The sequence below is a fragment of the Janthinobacterium sp. genome (assembly GCF_031995485.1).
GTDB lineage: Bacteria > Pseudomonadota > Gammaproteobacteria > Burkholderiales > Burkholderiaceae_D > Janthinobacterium.
The window spans coordinates 51,680-66,354 of the sequence record NZ_DAMAGB010000016.1; the positions used below are offsets into that span (position 1 = coordinate 51,680).

Consider the following 14,675-nt stretch of genomic DNA (forward strand, 5'->3'; position numbering starts at 1 on the left):
TCATATAACAGATGCGAATGATTCGCAATATCATTTGCATGCCATTCACTCGGGATAGCCTGTGATGTCCGCGATATCGCGGTACAGCGGCTGCAGCCGCGCATACATCCTGCGGTACACGCGCCGGTACAGCCGGTCGTAGGTGCGGCTGTGTTGCGGGTTGGGCTGGAACACGCGGCCCTCGCGCGTCATGGCGCACACGGCGGCGGGAAAATCAGGGTAATGCCCCAGGCCCACGGCCACGGCGATCGCCGCGCCCAGCCCCGAACTTTCATACACGTGGGCGCGCGCGGCCGGCATGCCGAAGATATCGGCCGTCAGCTGCATCGCCGCGTCGCTCTGCGAACCGCCACCGGCCACGCGCAGCTGCGTGATGGGCACCCCGCTTTTTTTCTCGATGCGCTCCCTGCCTTCGCGCAGCGCATACGCCAGCCCTTCCAGGATCGCGCGGTACATGTGGGCGCGCGTATGCACGTCGCCAAAACCGATCATGGCGCCCTTCGCTTCCGGCCCCGGCACCTTGATCCCGGGACTCCAGTACGGCTGCAGCATCAGGCCCATCGAGCCGGGCGGCACGCTGTCGACCAGGCGGTCGAACAGCGCTTCGGCCGACAGGCCCGAGCCGTCCTCGGCGGCGGCAGCCCGCTCGCGGTCGCCGAACTGCTGCTTGAACCAGTTGACCATCCAGTAGCCGCGAAAGATCTGCACTTCGGTGCTGTAGGCGCCCGGCATGGCAGCCGGATACGGCGGAATGAAGCGCGTCACTTCCAGATATTTTGCATTGGTGGTGTTGATGGTGGCCGTGGTGCCGTAGCTGAGGCAGGCCATGTGCGGCTCGATGCAGCCGGCGCCCAGCACTTCGCAGGCCTTGTCGGCGGCCGCCGCCAGCAGGGGCGTGCCTTCAAGAATGCCGGTCGCCAGCGCAGCGGCGGCCGTAATGGTGCCCATGCGGCTGCCCGGCGTCACCAGTTCCGGCAGCATGGCCTTGTTGACGGCCAGCGCCTGCCACTTCCAGTCGTGGCGCCCGGCCCAGGCATGGCGCTTGTAGTCGAACGGAATATACGCCACCTGCGAACCGGTCGAGTCGACATACCGGCCGCACAGCCGGTGATTGAGGAAACCCGACAGCAGCAGGAATTTATGGGTGCGCTGCCACACCCCGGGCTGGTGCGCCGCGATCCAGTTGATCTCGGCCTCGCGCCGGAAGTAGCCGATGGTGCCGTCCAGGCGCGCGATGCGGAAAGCGGCGCGCCACCACGGCGCCAGCGGCGGCACCAGCTTCGTATTGCGCTGGTCCAGCCAGGTAATGGCGGGGCGCAGCGGCCTGCCCTCTGCATCGACATTGACGACCGTGCCGCGCTGGGTGGTGACGGCCACGCCCGCGACCTGCGCGCGGTCGATGGCGCAGCCGCGCCATAGCTGCCGGCACGCTTCGCACACGGCTTGCCAGTAGCCGTCGGCGTCATGCTCGGCCCAGCCGGGATGCTCGGAAAAATACGGCTCCAGAAACACCTGCGCCTTGGCCGCCAGGTTGCCGTGCAGGTCGAACAGCAGCGCGCGCACGCTTTGCGTGCCGTTGTCGATGGCCAGCAGATACGGTCCGGCGGGCGCAGTGGCGTTCACGGCTGGGCTGCTTGGGCCAGCGCAGCGTGCAGCGCCTGCAGCAGCGCCTGCGGCTGCAGCGCCGGCTGCGCGCTGAAGACGGGCGCTTCCCAGTCCTGCCCCCGCACCGTCACCACGCGCAGGCCGCCCTGCTCGTTCCAGGCCGGATACCAGCCGACGTCGACGATATCGCCATTGGCACAGCAGATCTGCAGCAGGTCTTCGCCCAGGTCATCCACAATGGCGGCCAGCGGCTGCGCCAGGTCCAGCTGCGACAGGCTGTCGTAGGTGATGCGGGCGCCGCCCAGAGCCAGGGGCAGGCCAAACAGCATGGTTTTGATAGTGTTCTCCTCTTTATTGAATTCACAGTGTGCCGGGTACGCTGTAATGGCGCCGCCACAGCGCCAGGTAGCGCGTTTGTTCCTGCTCCCAGCGCGCGTCATCCCATCCCAGTTCACCCTGACAGATGGCGCGCACGCGCGGCAGCATGGCCAGCGCGCCGCTGGCCAGCTGCAGGCCCAGGCGCGTGCGCCGCAGCAGCAGATCGTCCAGGTGATGCACGTCTTCCGTGCGCGCGCCCCAGCGCAGCTGCGCCCACAGCGTCTGCGTGCCGGCGACCGTCGCCAGTTCGCCCTCCTGCGCCGCGTCGCACAGCGCCTGTGCGGCGCCGCCATAACGCCCCGCCAAGCGCTGCTGCTGTTGCGCGTCCAGCGCCAGCGCCGCAGCCGACAAAGGCGCTGGCGCGGCGAAAATCGGCCGCTTGCGCAGGTCTGCCCGCCAGTGCGGGAGCAGCGGCGCGGCCTTGCGCAACACGCCAAGGGCAATCGCGCGAAACGTGGTCAGCTTGCCGCCGGCCACCGTCAGCAGGCCGTCCTCCAGCCACAGCGCATGTTCGCGCCCTTCCTTCGACGGGTCAAGCGCACCGCTGCCGATCACGGGCCGCACGCCGGAAAACGTGGCGATCACGTCGCTTTCATCCAGCGCCAGCGCAGGAAACTGCCAGCGCAGCGCTGCCAGCAGATACTCCATTTCGCCGCGCGTGATCGACGCTTCGGCGTCGAGGCCGTCGCCATGGTCGGTATCGGTGGTGCCCACCAGCGTCACGCCCTCCCACGGATAGGCAAACACGGGCCGGCCGTCCTGTGGATGCATCAGGCTGACCGCCTGCGCCAGCGGCAGGCGCCAGGCCGGCAACAGCAGATGGCTGCCGCGCAGGGGCCGCAGTTTCGGCGCCGCCCCCAACTGGGCGCGCAGGCCGTCGGCCCAGGCGCCGGTCGCGCTGATCACCAGATGCGCCCGCACCGCATGGCCGGTGCCGTCCAGCGCATCGTGCAGCAGCGCGCCCTCGACCTTGCCCTCGCTGCGCAGCAGCGACTGCACGCCCAGGTAATTGACGGCCGCGCCGCCATGGTGTCTCGCTTCGTGCAGCACGCGCAGCACCAGCCGCGCATCGTCGGTCTTGGCGTCCTGGTACAGCATGCCGCCCAGCAGCCCGGCGCGCTGGACGTCCGGCGCCAGCATGCAGAATGTGTCGGCGTCGAGATGGCGCCGCGCGCGGCGCCCCGCCATCAGGTCATAAATGGCCAGGCCCAGCATGAACTGGCGCCGGCCCGGTTTGCGGCCCAGGTAATCGCCAAAGGCAAAGCCCTGCGGCTCGACCAGCCCGGCCGCCTCCTCCAGCAAGGCCTGGCGTTCATGCACGGATTCGTACGTCATGCCGAGGCGGCCCTGCTTCAGGTAGCGCAGGCCGCCATGTACCAGTTTCGAGGAGCGGCTCGAGGTGCCCCAGGCAAAGTCCTGCTGTTCGACCAGCAGCGCGCGCAAGCCGCGCCGCGACGCTTCCAGCAGGATGCCGGCGCCCGTGATGCCGCCGCCGACGATCAGCAGATCCCAGTCGCGCGCCAGCAGCGCCGGCAGATCGTCGCGGCGTGCGCCATCGCTCACGGCGGCGCTCCGGCGCCCTGCAGCAGTTTACCGGGATTCATGATGCCCTGCGGGTCGAACTGGCGCAGCAGCGCGCCGATGGCGGCCATGCCCAGCGCCCCTTTTTCGGCCGCCAGGTACGGCGCATGATCGGTGCCCACGCCGTGCTGGTGGCTGATGGTGCCGCCATGCGCGACTATCGCGCTGCTCGCCGCGTGTTTCAGCGCGCGCCAGCGCGCCATGTTCTGTTCATAGGTGCCGGCCAGCAGCCACACATACGTGGTGTACACGCTGGCGCCCTGCGCATACAGGTGCGACAGATGGGTATAGGCGTGCACGCGCTCGCCGAACGCTTCCAGCGCCGCGGTGCCCGCCTGTTCCAGCGCCGCCATCATGGCCGCCACGCGCGGCCAGTCGACCGCCGTTTCCACCGTGTCGATCACATAGCCATGCTCCCAGGCCGCATTGCGCAAATACACATTGCGAAAGCGCCCCTGCTTCCACTTGTCGCCCATGCGCCGCCCCACATGCACGCCTTTTTCTGCCCGCGCCAGCGCCAGTGCGCTGCGTATCGCCGCGCGCACGGCTGCCGGCGCGCCGCTGGCGCCCACCATCAGCATGCACTGCCCTTCGCCGCAACCGCGCAGATGCAGGTAGCGCTGCAGCCAGGCGATCTGGCGCGCATGGCCCGCCAGCGCCAGCATGGTGCGCGTTTCCAGCGCATTCGACAGGCGCAGCAGGCTCAGAGGCAGGCGCGCCTGGGCCAGCTGGCGCACGGCCGCCTGCGCCTGTTGCCAGCCCGGAAAAAACACGGCGTGAAACGCTTCATGGGCCGGCAGCGGCGACACGCGCACGGTGGCCTCGGTGATGATGCCGAGGCGTCCCTCCGAGCCCAGCACCATTTCGCGCAGGTCGATGCCGGCCGCCGAGGCGGGAAAGGTGGGCAGTGCCAGCGTGCCGCCGGGCGTCTCCACCACGCCACCTGCAAACAGCTGCTCGATGCGGCCATAGCGCAGCGACTGCTGGCCAGACGAGCGCGTGGCGATCCAGCCGCCCAGGGTCGAATATTCGAACGACTGCGGATAATGGCCCAGCGTGTAGCCGTGCGCGCGCAGCTGCGCTTCCAGGTCGGGTCCATACACGCCGGCGCCAAAGGTGGCCAGCTGCGCTTCGCGGTCCAGGCTGTGCAGCGCGCGCAGATGCGTCATGCTGACCGCCAGCACGGGCCGGCCGTCATCCGGCACGGTCAGGTGGCCGGCCACGCTGGTGCCGCCGCCATGCGCAATGATGACAATGCTGTTGTCACGCGCATGGTCGAACAGGGCCCGTACCTGCTCGCCGCTGTCGGGAAATGCCACGCCGTCGGGCACCGCGCCGATGCGGCCGTGGCGCAGCTTGAACCAGTCGGGCAGGCTCTGGCCCAGCGCATGGCGCACGCGCACGGCAGGCGTGGTGTCGATCAGCGGATGCGGCGCCAGGCGCGAGGCGGGTACGCCGGCGCAGACGGCGCCAAAGCCGGCATCGAGGATCGGCTGGCCCGCTCCCACGCGCTGCCGCAGGAAGCCCAGCGCCTCGCCGCTCAAGACATGGGTAATGCCTTCGTCGCCCCAACCATTCCAGCGTTGCATCGCCTGCCTCCCAAGGTATACTGTCTGACTGGCAGCATATGCCGTCACCATTTTCGGGTATTGGTTTTTCATGACAATCGCATTGTTTCATCATGCCATTTACTGACAGCGCCGGGCGCGTCGCGGCAGCCTATGTGCAGCCCTTGCTGGAGGCGGCCGGCGCGCACGGCATCGGCAGCGCGGACCTGGCCGGCGCGGCGGGCTTGCCCGCGCAAGGCCTCTCGCCGCCGCCCGCCACCCTGCCCGCGGCGGCTTATGTGCGCCTGCTCGACGCGGGCGCTGCGCTGGCCGGCGACGCGCATTTCGGCCTGCACGTCGGCGAGCGCGTGCGCATGGGCACCTACAGCGCGTATGGCATGGTGCTGCTCAGTTGCAAGAACATGGGGCAGGCGCTGGAACAGACGGCCCGCTATGAAGGACTGGCGCACGACCTGGGCCGCTCCGCCCTGCGGCGCGACGGCGAGCGCTTTCAATACCGCTGGATCAGCCATTATCCCGACGCCAGCCGGCACCTGGTCGACAGCGTGTTTGCCGGCATCCGCGTGTGCGGCGACTGGCTGGCCGGCAAGCCGCTGCCGCCCAGCGAGCTGGCCTTTGCCCACGATGGCGGCGGTGACCTGCTGCGCCATGCGGCGCACCGCGACGAATATGTGCGCGTGCTGGGCAGCCTGCCCCGCTTCAACGCCGACGCCAACACCGCCATCATGCCGGTCCAGGTGCTGGACTGGCCCGTGCCAAATGCCGACCTCAGCCTGTATCCGCTGCTGCGCCAGCACGCCGAGCAGTTGCTGGCACAGCGCTGCGGCGACGCGGGACTCGATGCCGGCATCGCCGCGCGGGTCGAGACGGCGATTGCCAGCGGCTTGCGCCAGGGCGCCGCGCGCCTGGCCGGCGTGGCCGAGGAGCTGGCGATGACGCCGCGCACCCTGCAGCGCAAGCTCAGCGACGCGGACACCAGCTTCCAGGCCTTGCTGGACCGGGTGCGCCATCGCCTGGCCTGCGACTATCTGCGCCAGGACAATCTGTCGCTGGTCGATATCGCCTATCTGCTGGGCTACCAGGAACAAAGCGCGTTCAACCACGCGTTTCGCGCCTGGGCCGGCACCAATCCCGGCGCCTGGCGCCTGCAGGCCAGGCTTGATGCGCGTGAATGATCTCGCTCCCGGTTTGTGGCTATACTGGCAGCGGCAAGTCTAGTCGTCACTACTCCAACCTGCACTGCAAAGGAAGAATATGCAACTCAAGGACAAAGTCGCACTGATTACCGGCGCCGCCAGCGGCATCGGCAAGGAAATGGCCGTCGAATACGCGAAACAGGGCGCGAAGGTCGTGATCGCCGACCTGGCGCTGGACGCCGCCAGCAAGACGGCCGACGAAATCGCGCAGGCCGGCGGCCAGGCGTTTGCCGTGGCCATGGATGTATCGAGCGAAGAGCAGGTCGACAAGGGCGTGGCCGACGCCGTGGCCCACTTCGGCGGCATCGATATCCTGATCAGCAATGCCGGCATCCAGATCATCAGCCCGGTGGTCGACTACCCGTTCGAGCAGTGGAAGAAAATGCTGGCGATCCACATGGACGGCGCGTTCCTGACGACCCGCGCCTGCATGCGCGCCATGATCCAGGGGGGCCGCGGTGGCGCCATCATCTACATGGGTTCGGTGCACTCGCACGAAGGCTCGCCGTTCAAGAGCGCCTACGTGGCCGCCAAGCACGGCCTGGTCGGCCTGGCCAAGGTGGTGGCCAAGGAAGGCGCGAAAGACAATATCCGCGCCAACGTCATCTGCCCCGGCTTCGTGCGCACGCCGCTGGTCGACAAGCAGATCCCGGAACAGGCGGCCCAGCTGAACATCAGCGAAGAAGACGTGATCAAGAAAGTGATGCTGAAAGACACCATCGACGGCGAATTCACCACCACCCAGGACGTGGCGCAGACGGCCGTGTTCCTGGCGGCGTTCCCGTCGAATGCGCTGAGCGGGCAGTCGATTGTTGTCAGTCACGGGTGGCATATGCAGTAACAGCTGAAATGCGACAGCAGGTGCCGGGGTCAGTCGCTTCGCGATCGGAATACATCCCACCGGGATGTATTCTCCCGTCGGGTCCGACCCCGGCAGTTGTTAGTGGTTTGCAAGCGTTTGACGAGCAAAAAAGAGACACAAGCCATTAGTTAACCACAGTTAACTTTTGCTGCACAGCAACATTGCATTACAATTCCGGCCATCTGTCCGGTCTGGCAACCTTGCTTGCCGTTCTCCGCTTTCCTCTTTTTCCCCGAAAACGCTATGACTATACGCAATCTCCGCATAGGCGCACGCCTCAGCCTGGGCTTTGGACTGGTGCTGGCCCTGATGGCCCTGATGATACTGATCGGCGTGGCGCGCCTGCACGATATCGGCGACGCCACCCACACCATGGTCGAGCGCGACCTGGTGCGCGAACGCATTGCCGCCGAATGGATCGGCATTATCGAAAGTAATGGCGCCCGCAGCGCCGCCGTGGTGAAAAGCAATGACCCGGCCGTGCAGGACTATTTCAAGAAGCAGATGGCCGCCTACTCGCAGCGCGCGTCGGAAATCCAGAAGCAGCTGGAGGACAGCGTCACCGGTGCGGAAGACCGCAAGGTGCTCGACGCCATGCTGGCGCAGCGCAAGATCTTCAACGATATCCGCACCGAAGTCTTCAAGATGAAGGAAGCGGGCAACGACGAGATGGCCAACTCCACCTACGACAGCAAGATGGCGCCCGCCACGCAGGCGTACTCGAACAGCATCCGCGAACTGGTCAAGTTCGAGCGCGGCGTGATCGATGGCGCCGCCGCCAGCATCGACAGCAATTACCGCTCCGGCCGCAGCCTGCTGCTGGGCTTGGGCGCGGCGGCCCTGCTGATGGGCGTGATCGCCGCCTGGCTGATGGCGCGCAGCATCACCGGCCCGCTCGATCACGCGGTGGAAGCGGCCAAGGCCGTGGCCAGCGGCGACCTGAGCCGCACCATCGCCGTCGAGAGCAGCGACGAGATCGGCCAGCTGCAGCAGGCCCTGAAGGAAATGAACCAGAGCCTGCTCAATACCGTGCGCGAAGTGCGCACGGGCGCCGACACCATCGCCACCGCCTCGGCCGAAATCGCCAGCGGCAACCTGGACCTGTCCTCGCGTACCGAACAGCAGGCCAGCTCGCTGGAAGAAACCGCCTCGGCCGTCGAACAGCTGTCGTCCACCGTGCACCAGACGGCCGACAATGCGCGCCAGGCCAGCCAGCTGGCGCTGTCGGCCTCGGGTGTAGCCGTCGAAGGCGGCGCCGTGGTGCAGCAGGTGATCGCCACCATGGGCGAGATTCACGTGGCGTCGAGCCGCATCGTCGATATTATCGGCGTCATCGACGGCATCGCCTTCCAGACCAATATCCTGGCCCTCAATGCAGCCGTGGAAGCGGCGCGCGCCGGCGAACAGGGACGCGGCTTTGCCGTGGTCGCCACCGAGGTGCGCAGCCTGGCGCAGCGCTCGGCTGCGGCGGCCAAGGAAATCAAGACCCTGATCGGCGACTCGGTGGGCAAGGTCGACGAAGGCACGCTGCTGGTGGAAAAAGCCGGCAAGACCATGGGACAAGTGGTGGAAAGCGTGCAGCGCGTGACCGATATCGTGGCCGAAATCAGCTCGGCCGCGCAGGAGCAAAGCACGGGTATCGGCGAAGTCAATCATGCGATCACGCAGATGGACCAGGTGACGCAGCAGAACGCGGCGCTGGTCGAGGAAGCGGCGGCCGCCGCCAACGCGCTGCAGGACCAGTCCGCGCGCCTGGCCGAACTGGTCAGCATTTTCAAGCTCGACGGCACCATGCAGCGCAATGTGCGGCATGCGGCGGCGCGCGTGCAGGTGGCCGTCAAGCCTGCCGTGGCCAAACTGTCCACACCGGTAAAATCAGCCAAACAGGACAGTGAGTGGGAAACCTTCTGAAGCACACTACAATGGTGCTCCAACCTGACGACGGAGCATCATGCGAGACACCAATGAATACCGCCATCCCTACCCTGGCCGCGCCGGTCGGCTGATCGAACGGCTGGCCAACAGCACCCGCTTCGCCAACTGGCGCCACGCCGTCATGTCGCGCCTGCCGTTTGTCACCCTGGCCAGCGACGTGGTCGACGTGGTGTATGTCAGCTGGCTGGTTGACGCCAGCGCCGCGCAGGCGCTGCTGCCGCCCGGCGTGACCTTGTGGCAGCGCGATGGCAAGACGCCGTTCACGGTGCTCACTTACCGCCATGGCCACTTCGGCCCCAGGCTGGCCGGTCCCTTGCGCCGCCTGATGCCGTCTCCGCTGCAAAGCAACTGGCGCCTGTATCTGGAGCAGGCACGGGAACGGTCACAAGCGGGCGCGCCGCCAGTGGCCACCGTCTTCTTCCTGAAAAATATCATGGACAGCCTGACGCATGCCCTGGGCACGCGGCTGTTCAGCGATATTTTGCCGACCCACCTGGCGGCCGGCATGACGCATGCGGTCGATGCGAATGAAGCGCGCTGCGCCATCGTTCCCGGCGCCGGCAGCGCGCCACCATTTGATCTGCATGCGAATGTCGCTGGCGCGAAAGCACTCGACGACGACTGGCGCGCCCTGTTCGGCAGCTGGGATGAAGCGGTCGCTTATCTCGCCTGCCAGGACGCGGCCGTGGCGCACGTGCCGCGCAACGGCAGGCTGGCGCTCGGTGAAATCAGCCTGCCGGTCGATCTGTCGCAGGTGGTTGCGCTTACCCCGCTGAAGGCACACTGCGCGCTGCTGGCGCAACTGCCGGCCGCGTCAGCGCCGTTCGCTTTCCTGGTGCCGTCCGTACCGTTCCTGGCCCTGTCCGAGCGCTTGCTGTAGCGCTGGTGCGCCGCTCCAGCCGGAACAGCGCCATTGCCTGTTCCAGCTGCCGCGCCTGGTCCTGCAGCGCGCTTGAGGCGGCGGCCGATTCCTCCACCAGCGCCGCGTTCTGCTGCGTCACTTCATCCATCTGCGTGACCGCCTGGTTGACCTGGCCGATGCCGTGGCTCTGCTCGCGCGAGGCCGATGCGATCTCGCCCATGATACCGTGCACGCCCTGCACCGCGCCCAGCATTTCCTCGCTGCTGGCGCCGGCCTGGGCGGCCAGCCGCGTGCCCTCCTGCACCTGCTGCAGCGAAGCCGTGATCAGCTGCTTGATTTCGGTGGCGGCAGCTGCCGAACGCTGCGCCAGGCTGCGCACTTCGCCGGCCACCACCGCAAAGCCGCGCCCCTGGTCGCCCGCGCGCGCCGCCTCCACGGCCGCATTCAGGGCCAGGATATTGGTCTGAAAGGCGATGCCTTCAATAATGCCGGTGATGTCGCCGATCTTTTTCGACGAGGCGTTGATCTGGTCCATCATCGTGACCACCTGGCCGACGATCTGGCCGCCATGCCCCGCCAGCGCATGCACCTTGCCCGCCATGGTGCTGGCCTGCTCCGCATTGCCGCTGTTCTGCTGCACCGTGGCGGCCAACTGCTCCATGCTCGACGCCGTCTGCTGCAGCGCCGACGCCTGCGCTTCCGTGCGGCCGGACAGATCCATATTGCCGGCCGCGATATCGGCACTGGCCGCGCTGATGCGCAGGAAATTGCCGCGCACATCGCCGACGATGGAATGCAGGTTGACGCGCAGCTGGCGCAGCGAGCGCAAGAGCTGGCCCATTTCATCGCGCCGCGTGGTGTCGATTTCGCCCGTCAGGTCGCCGCCCGCCATCACGTCGCAGGCCTGGCGCGCCTGGCGCAGCGGCACGATCACGGTGCGGTGCAAAACGTTCCAGAAGTACAGCGTGGAGAACAGCGCGAATACCGACAGCGCCGTCAGCCAGTGCCCCGCACTGTCCGGAAACAGATCGGCATGCCAGGCCAGCTGCGCCAGCAGGGCCAGGCTCAATAATCCCAGGTTCCAGCCGATGCGTTTTGCCAGTGCCAGGTCGCGCAGGCCAGCCACTTTGGCCATCCAGCCCGTGCGCACGGCCGCGCCCTGGCTGATCGCCATGCCGCCAGCCTGCCCCGCCTTGATGCGTGCATACAGGGCGGCGGCCTCGGCAACTTGCTGGCGGGACGGCTTGGTACGCACCGACATATAGCCGATCGCCACGCCGTCTTCCACCACCGGCGTCACGTTGGCCAGCACCCAGTAATAATCGCCGTTCTTGCAGCGGTTCTTCACCATGCCGCTCCACGACAGGCCCGAACGGATGGTGTGCCAGAAGTCGGCAAAGGCTTCCACCGGCATGTCGGGATGGCGCAGGATGTTTTGCGGCGCGCCGATCAGTTCTTCAAGTGCATAACCGCTGATGGCAATGAAATACGGATTGGCGTAGGTGATATTGCCTTGCAAATCGGTAGTCGAGACGATGGTTTCGGTGTCGCTAAGGGCGATTTCGGTGTCGGTAACGGGAAGATTCAAGCGCATGGTTGCCCCTTCGCAAAGGCGCCTGCCCATGACGGACAGGCGTGCTGCAGGCCCCAGGCATGCCAGGGCGACACCGTGTATTCTAGTATCTTCTTGTTAATTACCAATAATTAATTAAATGCCGGGTCCGCATGTTTACTTGCGCGGTATATAACGCCAGGCACCGTTCTCGAACGCATAGCTGAACTGCGCCTTGATGTCGCTGCTCTGGCCCGGTGTGGTCAGGACCGTTTCACACACCAGGTAGCCCGTCTTGCGTGCCACGTCGCAGTCATTGAGCGACTTGATCTGCATGGTGGTCGCCGCTTCCTGCATCTGCTTGTCCTTGGCCGCTTCCGGATCTTTGGCCATTTCATCCCTGGCCCAGGCGCGTATCAGCGCCATCGCTTCGGCCGGTGCCGGCGCCGGGAACTGCGCATTCTTGCGCTCGACGCCGACCCACACGCCCGCGTCCTGGCGCAGCGGCAGCACCATGAAGCCGTCGCGCATGCCGGCGCTCATGCCCACCAGGCAGACGGTTTCTTCCTTCACTTCCGGCGACGGCTGGCAGCCTGCCAGGCTGGTCATCTTGACGGCCATCGGCACGCTGGACTTCGTTTTCGCCACGCCCGCATCGACGGCGGCCTGGATCTGTTCCCGGGTCGGAGCAGCGGCGGTGTCAGCGGCCTGCGCGGTGGCAGCGGCAAAGGTGGTGGCAAGGGTGAGGGCAAAAATCGTCAGACGCATGGCGGGATACTCATATAAAAAAAGAAACGTAGTCTAACAGCCATCGTGTCAAACCCCGTTCCGGTTGGCAACAATCGCCGGCAACCAACTGGCATGCCGCCTTCTGCCACCGGCGGTCAACTCCGGCTGCCAGCTGCGCTTTGTTGCTATCATGTCGGGCTGCCGGCGGTACAGCCGGCCAGATCGATCTTGAACATAACGGGAGTTTGAATGAGTTTACGTCTGCTGCTCTTGGGAGCATTCAGTGCCGCCATGGCCACCACCGCCGCCGTGCCGGCGCTGGCCGCGCCGCGCGGTTTCACCGTCGAAGACATGGTTGCCATGGAACGCGTCGGCAGCCCCGTGCTGTCGCCGGATGCCACGCGCGTGGTCTACACCGTGCGCAGCACCAACCTGGAGAAAAACCGCGGCAACACGCAGCTGTGGATGATCGACCTGCGCGCGCCAAATAGCGCGCCGCGCCAGTTGACGCGCGGCGAGGCCAGCGCCAGCGATCCGCAATGGTCGCCCAAGGGCGACGCCATCTACTTCCTGTCCGGCCGCTCGGGCTCCTCGCAGGTGTGGCAGCTGCCGCTGAACGGCGGCGAAGCGTCGAAAGTGACCGACCTGGCGCTGGACGTGGACACCTACCGCCTGTCGCCTCAGGGCGACCGCCTGGCCTTCAGCATGGGCGTCTATCTCGATTGCGCCGACATCGCCTGCAGCAAAAAACGCCTCGATGACAAGGCAAAGAACAAGGCTTCCGGCATGGTCTACGACCAGCTGTTCGTGCGCCACTGGGACACCTGGGCCGATGGCCGCCGCAACGTGCTGTACTCGGCGCCGATCGATGCCACCGGCAAGGTCAGCGCCACCCCGGTCAGCCTGAGCGGCACGCTCGACGGCGACGCGCCATCGAAGCCGTTCGGCGACAACGGTGAATACCACTTCAGCCCGGACGGCAAGACGGTGGCGTTCTCGGTACGCGTGGCCGGCCGCACCGAATCGTGGTCGACCAACTTCGACGTCTACACGATTCCAGCCATCGGCGGCGAAGCGCCGCGCAATCTTACCAGCGACAATCCGGCCTGGGATGCCAAGGCGACCTACTCGCCGGACGGCCGCACGCTGGCCTATGTGGCCATGACCAAGCCCGGCTTCGAGGCTGACCGTTTTCATCTGGTGCTGATGGATGTCGCCACCGGCAAGAAGCGTACCGTGGCCGATGACTGGGACCGCTCGGTCGCCGATTTCCGCTGGACCCCGGACGGCAAGGCCTTCCTGGTGTCGGCCGATGACGTGGGCCAGCATCGCCTGTTCCATATCGATGCCGCCAACGGCAAGGTGTCGGCGCTGACCGGCAAGGGCGCCGTCGGCGACTTCGATGTGCGCGGCAATACCATCGTGCTGACGCAGGCCAACCTGGCCTCGGGCGCGCAGCTGTACCAGCGCAAGCTCGACGCCAAATCGGAAACTGCGCCGATGGTGCAGCTGACCAAGCAGAATGCAGCGGCCTTGGCCGACGTGCGGTTCGGCGAATATGAACAGTTTTCGTTCGCCGGCGCGAATGGCGAAACCGTCTACGGCCACGTGATGAAACCGTGGAACGCCAAGGCCGGCGAAAAATATCCGATCGCTTTCCTGGTGCACGGCGGCCCGCAGGGCAGCTTCGGCAACAGCTGGAGCTACCGCTGGAATCCGCAGGTGTATGCGGGCGCCGGCTACGCCACCGTCTTTATCGACTTCCACGGTTCGACCGGCTACGGCCAAAAGTTCACCGATTCGATCAGCGGCGACTGGGGCGGCAAACCGTTGGTCGACCTGCAAAAAGGGCTGGAGGCGGCCACGCAGAAATTCGCCTGGCTGGACCGCGAGCGCAGCTGCGCCTTGGGTGCCTCGTATGGCGGCTACATGATGAACTGGATCGCCGGTAACTGGCCGGACGGCTTCAAGTGCCTGGTCAACCACGACGGCGTGTTCGACAACCGCGCCATGTACTACTCGACCGAAGAACTGTGGTTCAACGAGTGGGAAAACGGCGGCACCTACTACGACGCGGCGGCCAGGCACGAGCAGTTCAATCCCGTCAACTACGTGAAGAACTGGAAAACGCCGATGCTGGTGGTCCAGGGTGACCTGGACTTCCGCATCCCGACCACGCAAGGCCTGGGTACCTTCACCGCGCTGCAGCGCCAGAACGTGCCGAGCAAGCTGCTGGTGTTCCCGGACGAGAATCACTGGGTACTGAAACCGGCGAACTCGCTGCTGTGGCATCACACGGTGCTGGATTGGTTGAATACCTACACCAAATAACACCTGACCAAACCTACTGCGCGTCGCGCTTTGCGGCCGGCGATGCTCACCGTACTAAAGTACGGCTGCGCTTCTC

General features: G+C 66.2%; 11 protein-coding genes. 5 read left to right on the top strand and 6 right to left on the bottom strand.

Annotated features, from left to right (window positions below; genetic code table 11):
• Positions 1-45: 45 nt before the first annotated feature.
• The 4 genes from RTQ46_RS11715 to RTQ46_RS11730 are packed head-to-tail and all read right to left on the bottom strand — an operon-like array spanning position 46 to position 5,153.
• Positions 46-1,623: an FGGY-family carbohydrate kinase gene (locus tag RTQ46_RS11715; RefSeq protein WP_312436727.1), complete on the bottom strand. Its 1,578-nt coding sequence runs from the start codon at positions 1,621-1,623 to the stop codon at positions 46-48.
• A complete protein-coding gene (locus RTQ46_RS11720) occupies positions 1,620-1,934 on the bottom strand; it encodes a hypothetical protein (protein ID WP_312436729.1) in 315 nt (104 codons plus the stop codon). Before RTQ46_RS11720 ends, RTQ46_RS11715 begins: the two co-directional genes overlap by 4 nt.
• 31 nt (positions 1,935-1,965) lie before the next feature.
• Positions 1,966-3,546, bottom strand: a complete 1,581-nt coding sequence (locus RTQ46_RS11725) for a glycerol-3-phosphate dehydrogenase/oxidase (RefSeq protein ID WP_312436731.1) — start codon at positions 3,544-3,546, stop codon at positions 1,966-1,968.
• A complete protein-coding gene (locus RTQ46_RS11730; RefSeq protein WP_312436733.1) occupies positions 3,543-5,153 on the bottom strand; it encodes an FAD-binding oxidoreductase in 1,611 nt (536 codons plus the stop codon). The genes RTQ46_RS11725 and RTQ46_RS11730 overlap by 4 nt, the downstream gene beginning before the upstream one ends.
• A 92-nt stretch (positions 5,154-5,245) precedes the next feature.
• Between RTQ46_RS11730 and RTQ46_RS11735 the strand changes: the two genes are divergently transcribed.
• The 4 genes from RTQ46_RS11735 (at position 5,246) to RTQ46_RS11750 (ending at position 10,005) form a co-directional block, all read left to right on the top strand.
• The gene (locus tag RTQ46_RS11735; RefSeq protein ID WP_312436735.1) at positions 5,246-6,307 is read left to right on the top strand and encodes an AraC family transcriptional regulator ligand-binding domain-containing protein; all 1,062 of its coding nucleotides are present in this window, start codon (positions 5,246-5,248) and stop codon (positions 6,305-6,307) included.
• A gap of 79 nt (positions 6,308-6,386) precedes the next feature.
• Positions 6,387-7,169, top strand: a complete 783-nt coding sequence (locus RTQ46_RS11740) for a 3-hydroxybutyrate dehydrogenase (RefSeq protein ID WP_312436737.1) — start codon at positions 6,387-6,389, stop codon at positions 7,167-7,169.
• Positions 7,170-7,433: 264 nt separating this feature from the next.
• Positions 7,434-9,101: a methyl-accepting chemotaxis protein gene (locus tag RTQ46_RS11745; protein WP_312436739.1), complete on the top strand. Its 1,668-nt coding sequence runs from the start codon at positions 7,434-7,436 to the stop codon at positions 9,099-9,101.
• Between the two features lie 40 nt (positions 9,102-9,141).
• Entirely contained in the window at positions 9,142-10,005 is an 864-nt protein-coding gene (locus RTQ46_RS11750) for a hypothetical protein (protein WP_312436740.1), read from the top strand.
• On the opposite strand, the gene RTQ46_RS11755 is transcribed toward RTQ46_RS11750, so the two are convergent.
• Both RTQ46_RS11755 and RTQ46_RS11760 read right to left on the bottom strand, forming a co-directional pair.
• On the bottom strand, positions 9,890-11,581 hold the full coding sequence (locus tag RTQ46_RS11755; protein WP_312436741.1) for a methyl-accepting chemotaxis protein: 1,692 nt from the start codon (positions 11,579-11,581) through the stop codon (positions 9,890-9,892). The genes RTQ46_RS11750 and RTQ46_RS11755 overlap by 116 nt on opposite strands.
• Before the next feature lie 135 nt (positions 11,582-11,716).
• On the bottom strand, positions 11,717-12,307 hold the full coding sequence (locus RTQ46_RS11760; protein ID WP_312436743.1) for a hypothetical protein: 591 nt from the start codon (positions 12,305-12,307) through the stop codon (positions 11,717-11,719).
• 210 nt (positions 12,308-12,517) lie between these two features.
• On the opposite strand from RTQ46_RS11760, the gene RTQ46_RS11765 reads away from it, so the two are divergent.
• Positions 12,518-14,599 (top strand): prolyl oligopeptidase family serine peptidase, encoded by a 2,082-nt coding sequence (locus tag RTQ46_RS11765; protein ID WP_409518319.1) that lies wholly within the window; start codon positions 12,518-12,520, stop codon positions 14,597-14,599.
• Positions 14,600-14,675: the final 76 nt, after the last annotated feature.